The following is a 21,952-nucleotide window of genomic DNA, read 5'->3' as shown; positions in this document are numbered from 1 at the left end:
TTACTTTACAAAAACCATAAAGCAATATAAATAAATATACTTTAAGAGTTGGGTATTAAAAGCCCTACTACATAGAAATTATATTTTAAATTAATCATTTTTTAAATATTCATTGGTTTTTATTTGTTAAGCTGCTGTTTGCGATTTTCAAACTATTAGATGAGTTACTATTTCTAAAACTTTGATTTAGAAATAACGGAGGTTTTTATAATTTTTAATTAAAAATTTAATTGGGCCCCAATTTTAATTGCAAATGACATAAATGGATGAAAATTGCAAAAATCTCTTATTTCATAAACCTAAATAACAAAACTTATCAGAACAAATTGCAAAGCAAATTTATGTATTGATTCCAACACTAACTTATATTAATAGGCAAATATTAAAACGTAAAAGTAATATACTTTATTATTTCAATGAAAATTTTAAAAAAATGGCAAATCACCCATCATCTTATTTTTAAGCAATTTTAATTATTATTACTATTATTTTAAAATAAACCATAACTTACAAAGCAAAGCACAAGAAATATACACACAAATATACTACTATAAATAAGCTTTGCACCCTTAATGGTCTCACATATAAAATTCAAAATCAAATTATAATCTAAATCTTAATTTGATAAAATGAAAAAATTTTTAAATCAATCTTATAATACCATTCTGTATATAAACTTAAGAATAAAGTTATTTTATATACTTCCTTTAAAACATAAAATGTATCATATTCTGATATATCCTGTAAACAGTGTTTTTAACTTTATCTAAATTAATTAATTTATCTACAAATTAAAGAAATTCTATTTTCCAATCCATAATACTTTTTACAACTAGAGCTTTTTTTATTTAATGTTAAACAGGCTACAATAATATGTAGCCTGTTTAAAAAATAAACTAATTATCAAAGATTAGTACCAAACACCATTCTTATCAATGACTATTTCGATTATTTTAAGAGAATCTTTCATTAATAAGATTGACCTTACTATTGCTTTATATGCCTCGTATAAATCAGATTGTCCTTTGATCTTTAAAATTAAATTTTTTATTTCTGTTTCAATGGCATCTAATTTTCTTTTTGAATATATTTCTCTTGCATATACAAAATTTGTCGCAGTCCTTGCACTCACTTGAATATAGTTCAATAAGGTCTTAAGATCTTTTTCAAGTTCTTCTTTTGTAAACTTTTTAGCTTCTTCTCTAGCTTTGGCTTTAGCAAGGTTGTCAAGACGTGTAGAATACATTTGGGTTTGCTTTGTTGAAAGTAAGGTATAATTATCATATATCTTAACAATTGTTTTAATTGCTGAACTTACATTATATTTAACACCCTCTAGATAAGATTCATATCTATTACTTAATCTTGTTTCCTCATCATAATAATAATCTTCTTCTAAAGAATACTGATCATAATCTTCTTCTTCTATTTCATCAGTATATGAAATAGAATTTGAGCCTGAAATAGCTTGTAAATCACTCTTCAGTCTTAAATCAGAATCTATAGTAAAATCAATTTCATTGCTTTCAATAGTATCCTTCAATTCACCACTTTCACCACTAAGAAAACTTAAACTTCCTTGAAGCATCCTTTTATGCTCATCTTGCTGTTTTTGTATTTCTTCTTTTCTAGTCTCAGGTCGTTCTCTTAATAATTTAGTTTTCAAAATTTCTTCTTCCGATATCACATTTTTTTGTGATAGATTACTATTATTAACAGACTCCCTCTTTACATGATGATTAAACGGGTCTTTTTTAACAGCATTACCTTCAACTTTCTTTCTAGCAACCTTATCTTTGCCTTTCTTATTAAGAGACTTTTTAACAGATTTGTCACCGGTCTCTAAAATAGAACTTTCCTCATCACACAAGCCAAGAGATTTCTCTTTTATTTCATCTCTTATGAATAAATCACAACTGATAAAACCAAAAAGTAATCCCAAAGCTAAGCATTTACTTTTAATTTTCATGCTTTCTCTCCTTTAAATTTAATATTAACTTTAAATCATTTAAGCTGGATTCCAAAAATTAATAAACCTTTCTTATTAAAAGAGATAAAATTACACAATTTTTAAAATTAACATTTATGCCACACATAGTAACAGTTCTTATAAAAAATACTTTACCAAGTAAAGTATCAAAATCTACAATAAAAGCATTAATTACAACAGCCAATGAACTTAATATTGGATCAAATATATTCAAAAAAGTATTATTTCGTTCTTTGGCTATACTGTTTAAAAAAAATCTTCTATTTTATTTTTATTAAATTTAGAAAGATCTTTATTGCTATTAAATGCTCTAGTATCAGCATAAATTTTAGTAACTAAATACTATCTTTACTTTAAGACCATATTTAGGTTTAGTATTATCTTTTCTATCTTTTTAATTATTTATTAAAAATTTATTACTATTTTCATCTTGTGTTGGGGTAGTTTTGTTCATTGTCATAAATTTAACAGCTTCATTAAAGAAAGTTTTTCTTTCTCTTTTTTTGATATATTTACAAGACCACTGCCCTGCTCATTCATATTTCTTACATTTGTCTAACTGTGCTTAAAAATTATTAAAGATAGCATAATAATCTGTCTTTTGAAAAACAGAAATTGTAGAAATTAAATGTTGAGAACAAAATGAATCTAAAATAAAATCAGCGCTTGACCACATAAAAACTCAACTTACTATATTATAAATTATAAAAAATACATAATTTTATTCAAATTCTTTTTCACTTATAGAAGAAGCAAACGTATAAGGGAAAAATGATGGGATTTTTATTGGAATTAAGAAATTTATTGAACTTTAAAATAAGAATTTAAAATTTGAAATTTAGTGTAATCAAACTTTATTTAGATTAAATAATAAATTTATAAAACGAAAGCTACAAACTTTAAAATAAAAAATTTAGAAGAGGGAAGGCAATTATTTTAGAGTGAATGTGAAATTTATAATGATATTTAAACCAAGACTTATACTAATATTTTTTTATTTATACTTCTTTTATTGTTTAACTAAAAATCATGAATAGAATATTTCTATAAGAAATGCATTTTATTAATGTAATCATTTTTTTGGCTAACATCCATGTTAATCTTTGATTTAACGGTTTGGCCAATTTTGCCTTTATTTAAAATTTTTGTAATATTGATAACAAATAATTTTTTAATTAACTTTAATTTTGTTTATCTTTTTAAGACCTTTATGATCGGAAAAAAACACACTTATTCTGTTATCGGAATTAGGAATATTCTTTTTGTTTCTTATATAGTTACTACAATATCTTTCTTTTGAACTTTTATTTAAGAACGTTTTCTTAAATCTTGTTTCCCAAATTTCATTAAAGTCATTTATTTTATCGGTCTTTCCGTTCATCATCCATATTTTTTTACTATATTTATTTTTAAACTCTTTTATAAAATGATTTGAAATGTCTTCAATTTTGTATTCTTTATTATATTTTTCTATTGCTAGCTTTAAGTTTCTTAATGCATTTATGTAAGTTTTTTCATTGTTGCTTATTTTTAATATTTTTGTTATTTGAAATTTTTCTATTTTATGAACTTTTACTAGCTTGCTTGCAATATATTCTTTATAAGGCATTTTCTTTATTTTTTTATTATCTATTTTTATAGAATTCTTTATCTTATATGTATCCTTTATACCTTTAGGTATAACATCTGCAATTGATTCATCTGCAATTGAGCTTTTAGATTTTATATTTTTTATATTAGTTTTGTTAATAGCATTGTCAATTTCTTTAGAGAAATTAGATACTATTTTTTTATCTTTTAAATATTCTTTGATTTCTTCATTAATTGCTTCTTGAATAATTGTAAAACGGTGTTTCCAAAGATTTTTATTTTGTATATAAAATGCAAAGCTTCCATTATCTTTGCCTAAATGTTTTAGTTTAGTTGTTATTAATAGCACTTGATTTAAAAATGATATATCATATTCTAAAGTTCTGATTGATGTTTTTTGATTATCTTTTGCAAGACATTTATTAACTATATTATATATTTCTATTGTAGAATATGTTCTAAGTTTGTTAGATTTATAGTATTCTTTGTTTTTAAGATCAATTGCCCAGCATACCTTAAGTATTCTTTGGTATATGGCCTTTTTTTTAGTTAAATATGATTTTAGTCTTGATTGCTTTAGTTCTATTAAATTAGAGGCTGTGTTTTTTTGGTTGTGCTTTATAAGCTCTTCTAAAGTTATGAGATTGTTAAAATTTTTATTGACATTATTTCTTATTTTTATTATCATTATCTTATCCTGGCTTCTGAAGTGAAATTTGTTGTAGTTTCAGAAGCTTTTCCAATTATTTGGTCTGCACTCTAAATTTTTATTGTATTACAAACAAAATAATTAGCTTTTGACTACATTTTATAACAATGTTTTTAAAATGTCAATATAATGGATTATAATATATGACCTATGGGTTTAGAAACAATTTGTATTTCATGTTTTGTAGATTTTCGGTTCATTATTTTTTTTGCTTGCTCAATTCTTAATTGGATTGTTTCTTTTATGCTATTTGTTATAGGTTTAGGTCTTCTGAAATCCATTAAAAAATATGTACAAAAATCTTCTAAAAGATAAGGGCGGTTGTCCACACGGATTGCGCATTTTAAAATTTTTGATTTTTTAGATATAGTATTTTTGCTAATTGAAAGATTATAAGAATCTTCTAATATATTTTGGAATTCTTTTAAAGAATAAAGTCTTACACCATTAATACTTAACATAAATGCCTCATTAGCTTTATTTTATTATATATTGTATGTTAGTTTCAAGGAGGTAGGTTATATGTTGAATACTTTTAGTAGAGTTTTTATTAATAATTACTAGATTATATATCTGAGATAAATTATGTAATATATCTGATTGAAAAAATTTACACCAAGGTGATATTTTTAAGAAATGGGTTTATGTTTGGGGATTGGGTTAAGTATTTTTTTTCAATTTTATCTTCTAGTAAAGTGATGTCAATTCTGATATAGCTATTTTCTTGTATAATATTGATATCATTTAAAATAAAGTCTAAGTTATTTGAGTTTAAATTTTTAGTCAGAAAATTTGTTTTTTCTAAAAAGATTAACCTTATTTTGCCTCCTAATCCGTTCTCGTTTTCAATAAAAGATCTTAATGTTTTGAGAATTTTTTGTTTATTGTTGATAGTTTTTATTTGATTTGAATTTGTTAGAATTAGTTCTTCATAGATTTTTGTGCTTAGATTTAGTAGTATTCTATTTGTTGCTTTAATGTTTGCATTTGAATTTTCACTAGTTTTTATATCAGCTTTATTGATAATTTTGATATTTGAATAGCTTATTTTTGTCAAAAAAGGAAGTTGAATAGTTTTATTAATGCCCTTTAATAACAAATTAACTTTTTGGTTGTTTGCTTTACCTTCAAAAAGGTAAGTATTATTATTTTTTATAATAGGAATAAACGCATTTTCTACATTTTCTTTTCTATAAATAGAACCAAGTATTTTAAGTCCGATTAGGCAAATTTTATCTTTGTTGCTAGCTTTTAAATCAATCGTATAAACTTTTACTATCATCATGTCATAAACTATTTTAAGTTTTTCTTCACTTACATAGTTAATATAAAATTCAAGTTTCCCCTTTAGAATGTCTGTTGGTAATTTAGAAAATTCATTTGACCTTAATTTTAAATTAATAATTCCACCTTTAAATGTTTTAAGGTCGATATTCTCTTTTAAGTTTGTTTGAATAGTTTTTTCAAAATTAAGTTCAAATTTAAAAGCTATGGGGTTGATAATGAATATTTTTTTGTTTTTTACAAAGTAAGTATTAATAATTGACCTTGGGTCAGTATACACGATTTCTCCTATAGATGCACTTTGAAATTTATATAAATTGGGATTAGACATAATCTAATCTTTTTAATTGGTTTTTGTTAGAACAACACCTAATAATAATAGTTTTTTAATTTTAATTCAAGCTGTAAAATTAGAATGTTTTTATTTAAATGTATTATATTATTTAATTTTCTGATTTCGAGAAATTTTTTAAAAATAAATATAAGATAAAATAAAGGGAGATTTTAATGAATGCAAAATTTATTGTAAAATGTTTTATTTCGGTATTTTTTTTAATTTCTTGTCAAACTTATCAAATAGCTTATGATAGGTTTTCTCAAGTATTAGATTCTCAATATGATATTGGGGTAAATTATTCTAGAGATGGAATATTTAGGTCTGTAATTTCGATTAAATATGATAAGTCAAAAAATAAAAAAGAATATTTTATTTTGGTTAAAGTTGAGACTAGAAATTCTAATCAAATAAAGATTGAAAAGATAATCACAGATACTAGGTTTGAGTCTAAAGGGGAGCTGGTTTTAGAAAATAGTAAACGCGTTGTTTATTATAACGATTTTTATGATTCATATTTTCCTTATGATTCTACAACGGTGATTACTGAAAAAAATATTAAGGTAGAAATTTATAAATTTATTATTCCAGAAAGCGAGTTTATAAGATTTGTTGCTTTGGGTAATGATAATATAGCGGCATTTAGAATTTATGCGTTTAGGAATGATGTTATTGTGAATTTTAATAAGATTCCTTTCAAAGAATTTTTGGATGATTTTAACTCAAAAGTTAAACAACTTGGTGGAAGTTGATTTGAGTTTGAATAATTTTTAAGCTTAAGCTAAATGATTATTACTAGGAAGGAGATATATTAAGAATATTTAGTATAAACAAGTTTTTTTAATATTAATTTATAATAATATTGACTTTAAAATTGTTTTTATATTATTTTTTTTATTACAATCAATCTTTTGAAAGATTAATGTATTCTAGTATAGCTTTTTCGTTTCTCAGTAGGAATAGACCTTCTCTTATTCCATTATGGAATTCTTCAAAGGAAACCAAGATTGTTTTTAAATTTTTATCTTTATTATCTATATTGTCATAGTAAAAGATAAAGTAAGGTCTTCCAGTAGTATCTTTAAACCCGAGAAAATTTACAAATATTGCTGTTTCTTGAAAGTCTGTTTTTAAATTATACGAGAGACCATTTTTGTATAAAAAAATTCCATTGCCTTCAAGATTTTTAATTTCAGAATTATTAATTGTATTTTTAATTTTAGTAAAACTTTCAATTGCTTTTAAAATATATTTTATTGATGAAAATTTGGCATAGTATATGCGGTTATTAATTTGAAATTCTAAAAAGATTCCACATTCATTTCCAGCTTTAATTACATCTTGTTCATTTTTAATAGAAGCCGCAATTTTCTTGTCAATAACAAGATTGATTTTGAATGTGGAAATATGGTTTAAGGTTTTTACATTATCAATTGCTAAATTTTCTGTTAGATAGACTTTATAATTAATAAATATTCCTTTTATATTTTTAATTTTATTTTGTTTAAATTCATAGTTTGTGCTATGAGAATATATTGCTAAATTTTGAATTAAAAGTACTAAGAATATAAAAGTTTTATTTTTCATTATATAACTTATTATATGATAGCAGTCTTGAATAATTTTAGTAAACCGTTTTTATCTATTAAGTGTCTGAAATTTATAAAAAATTTAGGTATATAAATAGTTTTTGTTAATTTTACAGAGAAAATGTTTTCAATATTTTATAGAAATTTACGTCAGATATTAAAATTATTGGCTAGAATAAGTTGAAGAGCCTGTGTACTTTCTTGGTAAAAACTTTATGTCAAATAAATTAATTAATTTTCTCTATATAAAAAGAAAACCCCTTAAAAATAAGAGGTTTATTTAAAAGAATGTATGGTATGAAGTAAATATTGATAATAAATTCTTTTAATTTTAAAAAAGGAGAATATTTAATACTCAATTATTAGTTCAATAATTGAGTATTACCAATTATTTTTTAAATTTTTTTTAAAGAATAATATTTTTGCAGAGAAAATCAAATATTATTCAATCTTAAATTTTATTTATTGTTAAGTTTGATTTTGTACATTTATTTTTTTGGGAGATTATTTAGATCTTAATCATCTTATTAAAATTTATATTTCCTATTAAGTAAATAGGAAATTAATTTTTAGTTAATTTACGCTTTTTAGATTTTCATTTTTTTTATTTGCTATAAACTTAGTGTTTTAGACCTTGAATGTTTTAATTCTTGGTAAAAAAAAGAAGTCCCTACCCCTAATCTTATTTGGAGAGGATTAATAGGGGTGTTGGGGACTGTTGGTAGATAGTTTTCTACCTTATATGTATATAATATTTTATTTTTTTAATTTTGTAAATATTATTTAATAATAATAAATAAAATATAACATTTTAATTTAAAATGCTATATTTTGGCTTCTTTCCTATTATTTCCTTTTAATTTTTTAGTTTTGCTATTTGGTTTAGCGTGATTTTGTTTTGGGCTATCAATTTTATTGATAGCTTTTAAAAGCTTTATATGCCCTTCATTAAGGGCCTTTTCTTCATTTTTAAGTTTTAAGGGGCTTAGTTTTTGATTCATTGTTTGAATTTCTTTAATTTCTGCTTCAGTTGGTTCATAATTTATCCATTTTTTATCTATCCAGCCTTTTTCCCATTCATAATAGTTTTCATTGAAGGTGGTTTTGTTTTGTTCGTCGTAGTGTCTTGCCAGTGCGGCAATTATTTTTGTTCCATATTTAAGCATTTTTTCTGTTTTTGTTTTTGTAATAAATGTGTCGTAATCGTAATTTTCTCCAGTTTGCATATTGATAATGTCAACTATAAGTTTAAAAGTATTTATGCAATTCATTGCAATATTTGTGGATGAAAAATTAGGGTCACTAAGGGCTTTAATATTAAGTTCATATTTTTTCTTTAAGCTTATGGGAATTTTAAAAAAGTCGATTATAAAGCCATTTATTTTTGCCCGATAATTAGCCTCATATTGGGAATTCCCAAAGAAAGTTCCCTTTATGCCTCCAATTGTATATTCATTATAGTTTCTTGTTGTTTCTTTTTGCATTTTTTCCTTTAAAAAATATATTATTATAATTAATATATTACAATATAATATAATGTATTAATTGATATTATATATCAATTAATACACATTACAAATAAAAAAACATTTGTAATTTTGTTTTTTTTCTAAATTGTTGTAAATTTTAACTTATCTTTAACCTTTAACCATTTATAAAAAGTCCTTAAGAAAGAAATTTCTTAGGACTTTTTATTGATTTAACAAAAAATAATAAATAGATTTATTTTGACTCTGAATATGCTTTTCGATAAGATATCAATAGAGGCCCCTTTGGGGGGAAATAAGGCACAATACCTTTTAGCTCAAAAATAATGTTTCTAATAATATTTATCCAAATAAGTAGAATATTTTTTCCTTATAAGCCTTGAAGATACTGTTTTTAGATTATTGATAAATTTAGAAGGTTGAATATTGGGGGTAAATTCTAGTAGTAAATGAATATGATCCTTATCATGGTTGAATTCATTAAGGGTTATTTTCCATAAAGAACATATATCAAGTATTATTTGTTAAGGAGAAGATAAAAGCTCGGCATTTATGCATTTATGCCTATATTTAGTAACTAATATTAGGTGATAATTAATAGAGAATATACGCAGTGATTATTAAAAGTTAGTTTGTGTGACATATACACTTAAGTATAAAATATTATAAAATAATAAAATGTATGAGTGCTAATAAAGCTTATAAAAGTACAGAATATATCCTAACACTAATTAAAAAAAATCAAAAGTATTTAGATGTGTAAGCTTTTTCATTATTCATTCAAGTAGATATAAAGAAGGGTTTTCATTTCTAAAAATAGGTTAATAGTTTGGTTCTTTGTAATTTTTAACTTAATTTAAACTCTACACATAATAATTTTTTCAGAGAAATTTTAAAAAGGAAATAGGAATATTAAAAACGATAAATTTCTTAAAAATGTAGTATTAGAAAAAGAACTTATGATAAATGTATATTTCAGTAGCAGTTGAGTATTTAGATGCTAAAAATAACAATAAACTTAAGAAATGTCAAAGAAAACTATAATAAAAACAAAAAGTTTTTATTAATAGAGCTAAGTCTAGATTAAGAATTGCTAAGCTGCATAAAAAAATTCAAATCAAAGAAAAGACTTTTTACATAAATTATCTTACTACTTTGTAGCTAATTATAAAAACATAACAATAAAAAATTTGTCAATTAAGGGTATGTAAAAAGGAATGTTTGGGAAAATTGTTGATCATTTAGGATGATATTGGTGTAAGATAATAATAACTTTCCTTATTATATAAATCAAAACGGCAGGAATCCTATTTGCGTAAAGTAGGTAGATATTTTTAACAGGTAAATTATGTACTAATTTTGGTATTTAAAATACAGCTCTAAAATTAAGCGATACTAGGGAGACTTTCAGTCGTTACAGTACTTTACATAATAGAGAAATAAATGCAATTCTAAATTTTAAGGCTTATTATATAGAAATAAAAAACTAAGGTAGAGGCTTTCTGAAGTAAAGCTTGTGGATCAGCTTTAGTAGATGATTATTCTTGTTGAAAAGAGTCTAAAAAGCTATCGTGGGATAAAGCAAAAAGGTAATTTCTATGATCTTTGGTTTAAAAGTAGTTCGTAGAATGCATTAGTAAATGATTTGTTTGTAAAATTTAGAGGAAATAATAAAAAGTTTTTGAAGATAATAAATCCTTTAAAGTTCTTAAGGTCTTAAAGAAGTAAGGATTTTTTTGCTTGTTGTTTATTTTGATAATAGTAATGTGATCTTAATAAGCTTAAAGCTCAAAAATTATCATTTATAATGATATTGTGTTTAATTTATAAGATAAGCTTAGGTTTAATTATGTTAGCCGTCTTTTATCAAGGAGAGCGTAAAGGATAGTAAATGCACTACTACTTTACATAGTTTTTAAAACTATATCAAATCTGATTTATGAAGCTCTTTTATAAAAGAGCTTCACTAGTAGAGATTAAATTAATTTTAATTAATTTAATCTCTACTAGTTGGTTTATATTGAGATAATTAATATATGATATAAAGTAATTAATATATGATATAAAGTAATTAATATGTGATATAAAGTAATTAATATGTGATATAAAGTAATTAATATGTGATATAAAGTAATTAATATGTGATATAAAGTAATTAATATGTGATATAATATAATTAAAAGGAAGTTTACATGAAAAAAATAGCATTTCATATTCAAAAAGGTGGCGTTGGAAAAACTACCTTAAGTGGGAATATAGCAAGCTATTTGTCTAAAACAAAAAAAGTTATATTAGTTGATTGTGATATACAGCAAGGAAGTTCTTCTACATGGTTTCTTAATCATGAAATTCTTAGGTTAGACATTAAGGATTCTCTTTTAAATAAGATAAATATAGATCAAGTATTAAAGCAAATACAAAAAAATTTTTATATTTTGCCATGTGTGCCGAGCGGAACTTTTAGAAGAGATGTTCAGCATAAATTACAGGATTTTCCATATTTGATAGATGATTTTTGCTTAGAATTGGAAAAATTGGGATTTGAATTTGCGATTTTTGATTTATCTCCCAGTTTTGAGCTTTGGGAGCGAAGAATTATTCTTGCAATGTGTGAAGTTATTACTCCATTGACTCCAGAATTTTTAAGTCTTGAAGGAATTAATATTTTTAAGGAAGAGTTTGATTCTTTGTTAAAATCTTATAGAAAAAAGGTTAAACACGAGAAGATTATTTGTAATATGCTCAATAAAAGTTTTAAAAGACATAATTTACATTTAAGTCAATTTAAAACTTTTGGATATGATCTTTATGAGATTGGGCAAGATGCTAAAATAGCAGAATCGCAGTTGTATAAAAAGTCGATTTTTGATTATTATCCTGAGAGTAAATCTATCTTAGAACTTTCAAGATTGGGGGATGCTTTATGCCTATAAGTAAAGAGGTTGATTTGGAAGAAATCATTAAACAAAATGTTGGTAAATCTAAATTTGCTTTTCGTGTTGACAATGATGTTATTAGTAATAACACATCAAATGTTAAGCCTGGTAGATCAAAGATGACGATCAAACAAATAAGTATAGGATTGAAATATGAATATTGGGTTGAGTTTTATTCTATTTTAGATAAAAAGGGATTAACAGCTTCTGGTTTTATAAGAACTTTAATTATGGAATATATAGAAACTTCTAAGAAATAATATTTTTTAGTTTTAATTTATTATTTATTAATAGATGGATTTATTTTGATTTTGAATATATTTTTTGATGATATCAATAGAAGCGCTTACAGTAGAAATAAGACAATAACTTCCAGACCAAAAATAAGATTTCCAATAATATTTATCTAAATAAGTAGAGTATTTTTACCTTATAAGCCTTGAAGATACTGTTTTTAGATTATTGATAAATTTAGAAGGTTGAATATTGGGGGTAAATTCTAGTAGTAAATGAATATGATCTTTATCATGGTTGAATTTATTAGGGGTTATTTTCCATAAAGAACATATATTAAGTATTGGTAAAGAGAAGATGAAAGCTCGGCATTTATGCATTTATGCCTATATTTAGCAACTAATATTAGGTGATAATTTGAATATACGTAGTGATTATTAAAAGTTAGTTTGTGTGACATATACACTTAAATAAAATATTATAAAATAATAAAACATATGAGTGCTAATGAAGCTTATAAGTACAGAATATATCCCAACGCTAATCAAAAGAAATATTTTTCAAAAGTATTTAGATGCGTAAGATTTTTGTATAACAAAATGTTAAGTGATAAGAAAGATTATTATGAAAAAAATAAACAAAGTCTTATTACTTATCCAAGTAAATATAAAGAAGAATTTTCATTCTTAAAGGAAGTTAATAGTTTAGCTCTTTGTAATTCCCAACTTGACTTAAATTCTGCGTATAGTAATTTTTTTAGAGAAATTAAAAAAGGAAATAAAACACAAGGATTTTCTAAATATAAAAGCAAGAAAAATAGGCAAACTTTTAGAACTAATAATCAAAAAAATTCAATAAGAATAGAAAATAATTATATAAAGTTGCCCAAAATAGGATTTGTAAAGTTAGCTCTACATAGGAATATTAAGAGTAATGAAGTTATTAAAAATGTAGTATTAGAAAAAGATGCCGATGATAAATATTACATTTCAGTAGCAGTTGAGTGCTTAGATGCTAAAAATAACAATAAAACTAAAGATAATAAAAAAGAGGCGGTTGGTATTGTGATATGAGTATGAGGCATTTTCTAGTAAGTAGTGAAGGTGAAAAAACCAATCATCCTAAATATTTACTAAAAAATGAACGCAAACTCAAGAAATACCAAAGAAAACCATCAAAAAAACAAAAAGGTTCTGTTAATAGAGTTAAATCTAGATTAAGAGTTGCCAAGTTGCATAGGAAAATTTCAAACCAAATAAAAGATTTTTTACATAAATTATTTTATTATTTTTTAGCTAATTATAAAAATATAGCAATAAAAAACTCATCAATTAAAGGCATGCAAAAAGGAATGTTTGGCAAAAGTGTTAATGATTTAGGATGGCATGAGTTTGTAAGACAATTATCATATAAATCAGAGTGGTCTAAATCCTATTTACATAAAGTTGATAGATATTTTCCATCAAGCAAGCTATGCAACAAGTGCCACATTAAAAATACAACTCTGAAATTAAGTGATACTAGGTGGACTTGTAGGAGTTGTAACACTTTGCATGATAGAGATATAAATGCAGCTCTAAATCTTAAAGCGTATTATTATAAGGAAATATAAACTAAGGCAGGAACTGTCTGAAGTAAAGCTTGTGGACCATGCTTTAGTGGATGACCATTCTTTTAGAACCTAAAAAGCTATCATTGGATGAAACAAGAAGCTATTTCTATAATCTTTGATTTAGAAATAGCAGTTCACAGCTTTAATGTCTTTAAGTCGCTCAATATAAGGTTTATCAATAAAAAATGTTTTATTATTGATATCTTACCATATTTTATTATTTTATATTTAATTTATATTAAGGCTTTTATTGGTTAAAATAATTAAAGCTATTAATATTATTATAAATATATAAAACTTATTGTTAATAATTAATAGATAAAAAATTAATTTTAACATTTCTGTTGATAAGAAAAAAATATCAAAACATTTTTTACAAAATTTTATTAATTTTGTAAAAAATGTTTTTAATTGCATGTGAAAATACACTATACACATAGTTAAGCATGAATATACTATTATTGCTGTCATAAAATTTTAATTCTCCCTTAATTTCTGATAAATTTCAGTCTATCTCAATTCTTAAAAAATTCCATTTTTATTTATTTAAAGTTTTATATTATTTGCATGCATTTATTAAATGCATATTATAATCTTAATATTTAAAGATACTATTAAATATTAATAGCCATACTATTTTTTGAAAAGTTTCCATCCAAAAAATTTTTTTGTTTCCTCTTTTTTATTTTTTCTACTTAGTTTGTCACCTTTAATAGGTATTCTTTTTTCTCTAGGTTTTGCATTAAAAATAATAAGTATATTATCTATATAATCTTTATTTAATGTTTTAAATAAACCATATTGATCTAGATCTAAGACATAGTTAGGATTTATTTTTTTTAAAATTTTAAAATAATAGGACTTGCCTGGTAATATTATTGGATTTTTGTATATTTTTATTGCAAACTCCTCAAACGTTATAGCATTTTTAACTAATTCTAATAGATTGTACTTGGGAAAATATTTGATGGCATTATAGCTTTTTAAAAAGTTTGGTGTTATAAAATATTTTAAAATTTGTTCTTTGGGATATAAATTAATACTTTTTTTGCCATATTTCTTGAAAGCTTTTATATTTTGCGATGGTTTATAAGGGGTAATTTTCCCTTGTTTTTCTAATCTAAGCAGTTTTATATAAATGGTATTTTTTTTTATGCTTTTATTTTGCATGATTTGTATTTCTTTTAAAGTAAAATATTCTTGATTTTTATCATCAATAAGCATTGTTAAACCCCTTATATTTTGTATGTAGTTTACTATAAGTAGGTTAATGTGTCAAATGAAATGATAGTGAAAAGCGATTATTTCCTCAATTTCCAAATTGAGTTTTAAACTAATTAATTATAAATTAATTTATAATTAATTAGTTTAAAACTCAATTTGGAAATTGAGGAAATAATCGCTTTTCACTATCATTTCATTTGACACATTAACCTACTTATAGTAAACTACATACAAAATATAAGGGGTTTAACAATGCTTATTGATGATAAAAATCAAGAATATTTTACTTTAAAAGAAATACAAATCATGCAAAATAAAAGCATAAAAAAAAATACCATTTATATAAAACTGCTTAGATTAGAAAAACAAGGGAAAATTACCCCTTATAAACCATCGCAAAATATAAAAGCTTTCAAGAAATATGGCAAAAAAAGTATTAATTTATATCCCAAAGAACAAATTTTAAAATATTTTATAACACCAAACTTTTTAAAAAGCTATAATGCCATCAAATATTTTCCCAAGTACAATCTATTAGAATTAGTTAAAAATGCTATAACGTTTGAGGAGTTTGCAATAAAAATATACAAAAATCCAATAATATTACCAGGCAAGTCCTATTATTTTAAAATTTTAAAAAAAATAAATCCTAACTATGTCTTAGATCTAGATCAATATGGTTTATTTAAAACATTAAATAAAGATTATATAGATAATATACTTATTATTTTTAATGCAAAACCTAGAGAAAAAAGAATACCTATTAAAGGTGACAAACTAAGTAGAAAAAATAAAAAAGAGGAAACAAAAAAATTTTTTGGATGGAAACTTTTCAAAAAATAGTATGGCTATTAATATTTAATAGTATCTTTAAATATTAAGATTATAATATGCATTTAATAAATGCATGCAAATAATATAAAACTTTAAATAAATAAAAATGGAATTTTTTAAGAATTGAGATAGACTGAAATTTATCAGAAATTAAGGGAGAATTAAAATTTTATGACAGCAATAATAGTATATTCATGCTTAACTATGTGTATAGTGTATTTTCACATGCAATTAAAAACATTTTTTACAAAATTAATAAAATTTTGTAAAAAATGTTTTGATATTTTTTTCTTATCAACAGAAATGTTAAAATTAATTTTTTATCTATTAATTATTAACAATAAGTTTTATATATTTATAATAATATTAATAGCTTTAATTATTTTAACCAATAAAAGCCTTAATATAAATTAAATATAAAATAATAAAATATGGTAAGATATCAATAATAAAACATTTTTTATTGATAAACCTTATATTGAGCGACTTAAAGACATTAAAGCTGTGAACTGCTATTTCTAAATCAAAGATTATAGAAATAGCTTCTTGTTTCATCCAATGATAGCTTTTTAGGTTCTAAAAGAATGGTCATCCACTAAAGCATGGTCCACAAGCTTTACTTCAGACAGTTCCTGCCTTAGTTTATATTTCCTTATAATAATACGCTTTAAGATTTAGAGCTGCATTTATATCTCTATCATGCAAAGTGTTACAACTCCTACAAGTCCACCTAGTATCACTTAATTTCAGAGTTGTATTTTTAATGTGGCACTTGTTGCATAGCTTGCTTGATGGAAAATATCTATCAACTTTATGTAAATAGGATTTAGACCACTCTGATTTATATGATAATTGTCTTACAAACTCATGCCATCCTAAATCATTAACACTTTTGCCAAACATTCCTTTTTGCATGCCTTTAATTGATGAGTTTTTTATTGCTATATTTTTATAATTAGCTAAAAAATAATAAAATAATTTATGTAAAAAATCTTTTATTTGGTTTGAAATTTTCCTATGCAACTTGGCAACTCTTAATCTAGATTTAACTCTATTAACAGAACCTTTTTGTTTTTTTGATGGTTTTCTTTGGTATTTCTTGAGTTTGCGTTCATTTTTTAGTAAATATTTAGGATGATTGGTTTTTTCACCTTCACTACTTACTAGAAAATGCCTCATACTCATATCACAATACCAACCGCCTCTTTTTTATTATCTTTAGTTTTATTGTTATTTTTAGCATCTAAGCACTCAACTGCTACTGAAATGTAATATTTATCATCGGCATCTTTTTCTAATACTACATTTTTAATAACTTCATTACTCTTAATATTCCTATGTAGAGCTAACTTTACAAATCCTATTTTGGGCAACTTTATATAATTATTTTCTATTCTTATTGAATTTTTTTGATTATTAGTTCTAAAAGTTTGCCTATTTTTCTTGCTTTTATATTTAGAAAATCCTTGTGTTTTATTTCCTTTTTTAATTTCTCTAAAAAAATTACTATACGCAGAATTTAAGTCAAGTTGGGAATTACAAAGAGCTAAACTATTAACTTCCTTTAAGAATGAAAATTCTTCTTTATATTTACTTGGATAAGTAATAAGACTTTGTTTATTTTTTTCATAATAATCTTTCTTATCACTTAACATTTTGTTATACAAAAATCTTACGCATCTAAATACTTTTGAAAAATATTTCTTTTGATTAGCGTTGGGATATATTCTGTACTTATAAGCTTCATTAGCACTCATATGTTTTATTATTTTATAATATTTTATTTAAGTGTATATGTCACACAAACTAACTTTTAATAATCACTACGTATATTCAAATTATCACCTAATATTAGTTGCTAAATATAGGCATAAATGCATAAATGCCGAGCTTTCATCTTCTCTTTACCAATACTTAATATATGTTCTTTATGGAAAATAACCCCTAATAAATTCAACCATGATAAAGATCATATTCATTTACTACTAGAATTTACCCCCAATATTCAACCTTCTAAATTTATCAATAATCTAAAAACAGTATCTTCAAGGCTTATAAGGTAAAAATACTCTACTTATTTAGATAAATATTATTGGAAATCTTATTTTTGGTCTGGAAGTTATTGTCTTATTTCTACTGTAAGCGCTTCTATTGATATCATCAAAAAATATATTCAAAATCAAAATAAATCCATCTATTAATAAATAATAAATTAAAACTAAAAAATATTATTTCTTAGAAGTTTCTATATATTCCATAATTAAAGTTCTTATAAAACCAGAAGCTGTTAATCCCTTTTTATCTAAAATAGAATAAAACTCAACCCAATATTCATATTTCAATCCTATACTTATTTGTTTGATCGTCATCTTTGATCTACCAGGCTTAACATTTGATGTGTTATTACTAATAACATCATTGTCAACACGAAAAGCAAATTTAGATTTACCAACATTTTGTTTAATGATTTCTTCCAAATCAACCTCTTTACTTATAGGCATAAAGCATCCCCCAATCTTGAAAGTTCTAAGATAGATTTACTCTCAGGATAATAATCAAAAATCGACTTTTTATACAACTGCGATTCTGCTATTTTAGCATCTTGCCCAATCTCATAAAGATCATATCCAAAAGTTTTAAATTGACTTAAATGTAAATTATGTCTTTTAAAACTTTTATTGAGCATATTACAAATAATCTTCTCGTGTTTAACCTTTTTTCTATAAGATTTTAACAAAGAATCAAACTCTTCCTTAAAAATATTAATTCCTTCAAGACTTAAAAATTCTGGAGTCAATGGAGTAATAACTTCACACATTGCAAGAATAATTCTTCGCTCCCAAAGCTCAAAACTGGGAGATAAATCAAAAATCGCAAATTCAAATCCCAATTTTTCCAATTCTAAGCAAAAATCATCTATCAAATATGGAAAATCCTGTAATTTATGCTGAACATCTCTTCTAAAAGTTCCGCTCGGCACACATGGCAAAATATAAAAATTTTTTTGTATTTGCTTTAATACTTGATCTATATTTATCTTATTTAAAAGAGAATCCTTAATGTCTAACCTAAGAATTTCATGATTAAGAAACCATGTAGAAGAACTTCCTTGCTGTATATCACAATCAACTAATATAACTTTTTTTGTTTTAGACAAATAGCTTGCTATATTCCCACTTAAGGTAGTTTTTCCAACGCCACCTTTTTGAATATGAAATGCTATTTTTTTCATGTAAACTTCCTTTTAATTATATTATATCACATATTAATTACTTTATATCACATATTAATTACTTTATATCACATATTAATTACTTTATATCACATATTAATTACTTTATATCACATATTAATTACTTTATATCATATATTAATTACTTTATATCATATATTAATTATCTCAATATAAACCAACTAGTAGAGATTAAATTAATTAAAATTAATTTAATCTCTACTAGTGAAGCTCTTTTATAAAAGAGCTTCATAAATCAGATTTGATATAGTTTTAAAAACTATGTAAAGTAGTAGTGCATTTACTATCCTTTACGCTCTCCTTGATAAAAGACGGCTAACATAATTAAACCTAAGCTTATCTTATAAATTAAACACAATATCATTATAAATGATAATTTTTGAGCTTTAAGCTTATTAAGATCACATTACTATTATCAAAATAAACAACAAGCAAAAAAATCCTTACTTCTTTAAGACCTTAAGAACTTTAAAGGATTTATTATCTTCAAAAACTTTTTATTATTTCCTCTAAATTTTACAAACAAATCATTTACTAATGCATTCTACGAACTACTTTTAAACCAAAGATCATAGAAATTACCTTTTTGCTTTATCCCACGATAGCTTTTTAGACTCTTTTCAACAAGAATAATCATCTACTAAAGCTGATCCACAAGCTTTACTTCAGAAAGCCTCTACCTTAGTTTTTTATTTCTATATAATAAGCCTTAAAATTTAGAATTGCATTTATTTCTCTATTATGTAAAGTACTGTAACGACTGAAAGTCTCCCTAGTATCGCTTAATTTTAGAGCTGTATTTTAAATACCAAAATTAGTACATAATTTACCTGTTAAAAATATCTACCTACTTTACGCAAATAGGATTCCTGCCGTTTTGATTTATATAATAAGGAAAGTTATTATTATCTTACACCAATATCATCCTAAATGATCAACAATTTTCCCAAACATTCCTTTTTACATACCCTTAATTGACAAATTTTTTATTGTTATGTTTTTATAATTAGCTACAAAGTAGTAAGATAATTTATGTAAAAAGTCTTTTCTTTGATTTGAATTTTTTTATGCAGCTTAGCAATTCTTAATCTAGACTTAGCTCTATTAATAAAAACTTTTTGTTTTTATTATAGTTTTCTTTGACATTTCTTAAGTTTATTGTTATTTTTAGCATCTAAATACTCAACTGCTACTGAAATATACATTTATCATAAGTTCTTTTTCTAATACTACATTTTTAAGAAATTTATCGTTTTTAATATTCCTATTTCCTTTTTAAAATTTCTCTGAAAAAATTATTATGTGTAGAGTTTAAATTAAGTTAAAAATTACAAAGAACCAAACTATTAACCTATTTTTAGAAATGAAAACCCTTCTTTATATCTACTTGAATGAATAATGAAAAAGCTTACACATCTAAATACTTTTGATTTTTTTTAATTAGTGTTAGGATATATTCTGTACTTTTATAAGCTTTATTAGCACTCATACATTTTATTATTTTATAATATTTTATACTTAAGTGTATATGTCACACAAACTAACTTTTAATAATCACTGCGTATATTCTCTATTAATTATCACCTAATATTAGTTACTAAATATAGGCATAAATGCATAAATGCCGAGCTTTTATCTTCTCCTTAACAAATAATACTTGATATATGTTCTTTATGGAAAATAACCCTTAATGAATTCAACCATGATAAGGATCATATTCATTTACTACTAGAATTTACCCCCAATATTCAACCTTCTAAATTTATCAATAATCTAAAAACAGTATCTTCAAGGCTTATAAGGAAAAAATATTCTACTTATTTGGATAAATATTATTAGAAACATTATTTTTGAGCTAAAAGGTATTGTGCCTTATTTCCCCCCAAAGGGGCCTCTATTGATATCTTATCGAAAAGCATATTCAGAGTCAAAATAAATCTATTTATTATTTTTTGTTAAATCAATAAAAAGTCCTAAGAAATTTCTTTCTTAAGGACTTTTTATAAATGGTTAAAGGTTAAAGATAAGTTAAAATTTACAACAATTTAGAAAAAAAACAAAATTACAAATGTTTTTTTATTTGTAATGTGTATTAATTGATATATAATATCAATTAATACATTATATTATATTGTAATATATTAATTATAATAATATATTTTTTAAAGGAAAAAATGCAAAAAGAAACAACAAGAAACTATAATGAATATACAATTGGAGGCATAAAGGGAACTTTCTTTGGGAATTCCCAATATGAGGCTAATTATCGGGCAAAAATAAATGGCTTTATAATCGACTTTTTTAAAATTCCCATAAGCTTAAAGAAAAAATATGAACTTAATATTAAAGCCCTTAGTGACCCTAATTTTTCATCCACAAATATTGCAATGAATTGCATAAATACTTTTAAACTTATAGTTGACATTATCAATATGCAAACTGGAGAAAATTACGATTACGACACATTTATTACAAAAACAAAAACAGAAAAAATGCTTAAATATGGAACAAAAATAATTGCCGCACTGGCAAGACACTACGACGAACAAAACAAAACCACCTTCAATGAAAACTATTATGAATGGGAAAAAGGCTGGATAGATAAAAAATGGATAAATTATGAACCAACTGAAGCAGAAATTAAAGAAATTCAAACAATGAATCAAAAACTAAGCCCCTTAAAACTTAAAAATGAAGAAAAGGCCCTTAATGAAGGGCATATAAAGCTTTTAAAAGCTATCAATAAAATTGATAGCCCAAAACAAAATCACGCTAAACCAAATAGCAAAACTAAAAAATTAAAAGGAAATAATAGGAAAGAAGCCAAAATATAGCATTTTAAATTAAAATGTTATATTTTATTTATTATTATTAAA

General features: G+C 23.7%; 17 protein-coding genes and 6 pseudogenes. 9 read left to right on the top strand and 14 right to left on the bottom strand.

Annotation, left to right across the window (positions count from 1 at the left end):
* Window positions 1-910: 910 nt before the first annotated feature.
* The 5 genes from HNP63_RS04775 to HNP63_RS04755 all read right to left on the bottom strand — a co-directional run bounded on the left by HNP63_RS04775 (window position 911) and on the right by HNP63_RS04755 (window position 5,904).
* Window positions 911-1,969, bottom strand: coding sequence for a ferrous iron transporter A (locus HNP63_RS04775; protein ID WP_183227342.1), 1,059 nt, complete (start codon window positions 1,967-1,969; stop codon window positions 911-913).
* Window positions 1,970-2,027: 58 nt separating this feature from the next.
* Window positions 2,028-2,204 (bottom strand): hypothetical protein, encoded by a 177-nt coding sequence (locus HNP63_RS04770; RefSeq protein ID WP_011703996.1) that lies wholly within the window; start codon window positions 2,202-2,204, stop codon window positions 2,028-2,030.
* A 957-nt stretch (window positions 2,205-3,161) separates the two neighbouring features.
* Window positions 3,162-4,268, bottom strand: coding sequence for a plasmid maintenance protein (locus HNP63_RS04765; protein ID WP_183227344.1), 1,107 nt, complete (start codon window positions 4,266-4,268; stop codon window positions 3,162-3,164).
* Between the two features lie 155 nt (window positions 4,269-4,423).
* Complete coding sequence (locus HNP63_RS04760) at window positions 4,424-4,750, bottom strand: hypothetical protein (protein ID WP_011703993.1); 327 nt, start codon at window positions 4,748-4,750, stop codon at window positions 4,424-4,426.
* A gap of 149 nt (window positions 4,751-4,899) precedes the next feature.
* Window positions 4,900-5,904 (bottom strand): hypothetical protein, encoded by a 1,005-nt coding sequence (locus HNP63_RS04755; RefSeq protein WP_011703992.1) that lies wholly within the window; start codon window positions 5,902-5,904, stop codon window positions 4,900-4,902.
* Between the two features lie 176 nt (window positions 5,905-6,080).
* On the opposite strand from HNP63_RS04755, the gene HNP63_RS04750 reads away from it, so the two are divergent.
* Complete coding sequence (locus HNP63_RS04750; protein ID WP_011703991.1) at window positions 6,081-6,659, top strand: hypothetical protein; 579 nt, start codon at window positions 6,081-6,083, stop codon at window positions 6,657-6,659.
* 151 nt (window positions 6,660-6,810) lie between these two features.
* Here HNP63_RS04750 and HNP63_RS04745 read toward each other — a convergent pair whose 3' ends face one another.
* From HNP63_RS04745 to HNP63_RS07060, 3 genes are all read right to left on the bottom strand, one after another.
* The gene (locus tag HNP63_RS04745; protein WP_011703990.1) at window positions 6,811-7,494 is read right to left on the bottom strand and encodes a hypothetical protein; all 684 of its coding nucleotides are present in this window, start codon (window positions 7,492-7,494) and stop codon (window positions 6,811-6,813) included.
* A gap of 826 nt (window positions 7,495-8,320) precedes the next feature.
* Window positions 8,321-8,980 (bottom strand): hypothetical protein, encoded by a 660-nt coding sequence (locus tag HNP63_RS04740; protein WP_073999397.1) that lies wholly within the window; start codon window positions 8,978-8,980, stop codon window positions 8,321-8,323.
* A gap of 335 nt (window positions 8,981-9,315) precedes the next feature.
* Window positions 9,316-9,501, bottom strand: a complete 186-nt coding sequence (locus HNP63_RS07060) for a transposase (RefSeq protein ID WP_373477044.1) — start codon at window positions 9,499-9,501, stop codon at window positions 9,316-9,318.
* Window positions 9,502-9,665: 164 nt separating this feature from the next.
* Between HNP63_RS07060 and HNP63_RS07055 the strand changes: the two are divergent.
* The 3 genes and pseudogenes from HNP63_RS07055 (at window position 9,666) to HNP63_RS04725 (ending at window position 12,179) form a co-directional block, all read left to right on the top strand.
* Window positions 9,666-10,473: pseudogene (locus HNP63_RS07055) on the top strand (transposase).
* A gap of 702 nt (window positions 10,474-11,175) precedes the next feature.
* Window positions 11,176-11,916, top strand: a complete 741-nt coding sequence (locus HNP63_RS04730) for a ParA family protein (RefSeq protein ID WP_011703988.1) — start codon at window positions 11,176-11,178, stop codon at window positions 11,914-11,916.
* Window positions 11,907-12,179: a hypothetical protein gene (locus HNP63_RS04725; protein ID WP_011703987.1), complete on the top strand. Its 273-nt coding sequence runs from the start codon at window positions 11,907-11,909 to the stop codon at window positions 12,177-12,179. The genes HNP63_RS04730 and HNP63_RS04725 overlap by 10 nt, the downstream gene beginning before the upstream one ends.
* A 27-nt stretch (window positions 12,180-12,206) precedes the next feature.
* Here HNP63_RS04725 and tnpA (HNP63_RS07050) read toward each other — a convergent pair.
* Window positions 12,207-12,533 (bottom strand): annotated as a pseudogene (gene tnpA / locus HNP63_RS07050) (IS200/IS605 family transposase).
* A gap of 117 nt (window positions 12,534-12,650) precedes the next feature.
* Between tnpA (HNP63_RS07050) and HNP63_RS07045 the strand changes: the two are divergent.
* Window positions 12,651-13,765, top strand: a pseudogene (locus HNP63_RS07045) (RNA-guided endonuclease InsQ/TnpB family protein).
* Between the two features lie 633 nt (window positions 13,766-14,398).
* On the opposite strand, the gene HNP63_RS04710 reads toward HNP63_RS07045, so the two are convergent.
* Window positions 14,399-14,989, bottom strand: a complete 591-nt coding sequence (locus tag HNP63_RS04710; protein ID WP_012615147.1) for a hypothetical protein — start codon at window positions 14,987-14,989, stop codon at window positions 14,399-14,401.
* 252 nt (window positions 14,990-15,241) lie between these two features.
* On the opposite strand from HNP63_RS04710, the gene HNP63_RS04705 reads away from it, so the two are divergent.
* A complete protein-coding gene (locus HNP63_RS04705) occupies window positions 15,242-15,832 on the top strand; it encodes a hypothetical protein (protein ID WP_012615147.1) in 591 nt (196 codons plus the stop codon).
* 633 nt (window positions 15,833-16,465) lie between these two features.
* Here HNP63_RS04705 and HNP63_RS04700 read toward each other — a convergent pair.
* Window positions 16,466-17,580: pseudogene (locus HNP63_RS04700) on the bottom strand (RNA-guided endonuclease InsQ/TnpB family protein).
* Window positions 17,581-17,697: 117 nt separating this feature from the next.
* Between HNP63_RS04700 and tnpA (HNP63_RS07040) the strand changes: the two are divergent.
* Window positions 17,698-18,024, top strand: a pseudogene (tnpA, locus tag HNP63_RS07040) (IS200/IS605 family transposase).
* Window positions 18,025-18,051: 27 nt separating this feature from the next.
* Here tnpA (HNP63_RS07040) and HNP63_RS04690 read toward each other — a convergent pair.
* The 3 genes and pseudogenes from HNP63_RS04690 to HNP63_RS07035 all read right to left on the bottom strand — a co-directional run bounded on the left by HNP63_RS04690 (window position 18,052) and on the right by HNP63_RS07035 (window position 20,565).
* Window positions 18,052-18,324, bottom strand: coding sequence for a hypothetical protein (locus tag HNP63_RS04690; RefSeq protein ID WP_011703987.1), 273 nt, complete (start codon window positions 18,322-18,324; stop codon window positions 18,052-18,054).
* Complete coding sequence (locus tag HNP63_RS04685) at window positions 18,315-19,055, bottom strand: ParA family protein (RefSeq protein WP_011703988.1); 741 nt, start codon at window positions 19,053-19,055, stop codon at window positions 18,315-18,317. The genes HNP63_RS04690 and HNP63_RS04685 overlap by 10 nt, the downstream gene beginning before the upstream one ends.
* Window positions 19,056-19,757: 702 nt before the next feature.
* A pseudogene (locus HNP63_RS07035) lies at window positions 19,758-20,565 on the bottom strand (transposase).
* A 161-nt stretch (window positions 20,566-20,726) separates the two neighbouring features.
* Between HNP63_RS07035 and HNP63_RS07030 the strand changes: the two are divergent.
* Both HNP63_RS07030 and HNP63_RS04675 read left to right on the top strand, forming a co-directional pair.
* Window positions 20,727-20,915: a transposase gene (locus HNP63_RS07030; RefSeq protein ID WP_183227349.1), complete on the top strand. Its 189-nt coding sequence runs from the start codon at window positions 20,727-20,729 to the stop codon at window positions 20,913-20,915.
* 335 nt (window positions 20,916-21,250) lie between these two features.
* The gene (locus HNP63_RS04675) at window positions 21,251-21,910 is read left to right on the top strand and encodes a hypothetical protein (protein ID WP_073999397.1); all 660 of its coding nucleotides are present in this window, start codon (window positions 21,251-21,253) and stop codon (window positions 21,908-21,910) included.
* The last annotated feature ends 42 nt before the right edge of the window (window positions 21,911-21,952 follow it).

The sequence above is a fragment of the Borreliella afzelii genome (genome assembly GCF_014202295.1).
Lineage (GTDB): Bacteria > Spirochaetota > Spirochaetia > Borreliales > Borreliaceae > Borreliella > Borreliella afzelii.
Note: the sequence above shows the minus strand (reverse complement) of the source record. Positions and strands in the feature narration are given on the sequence as shown.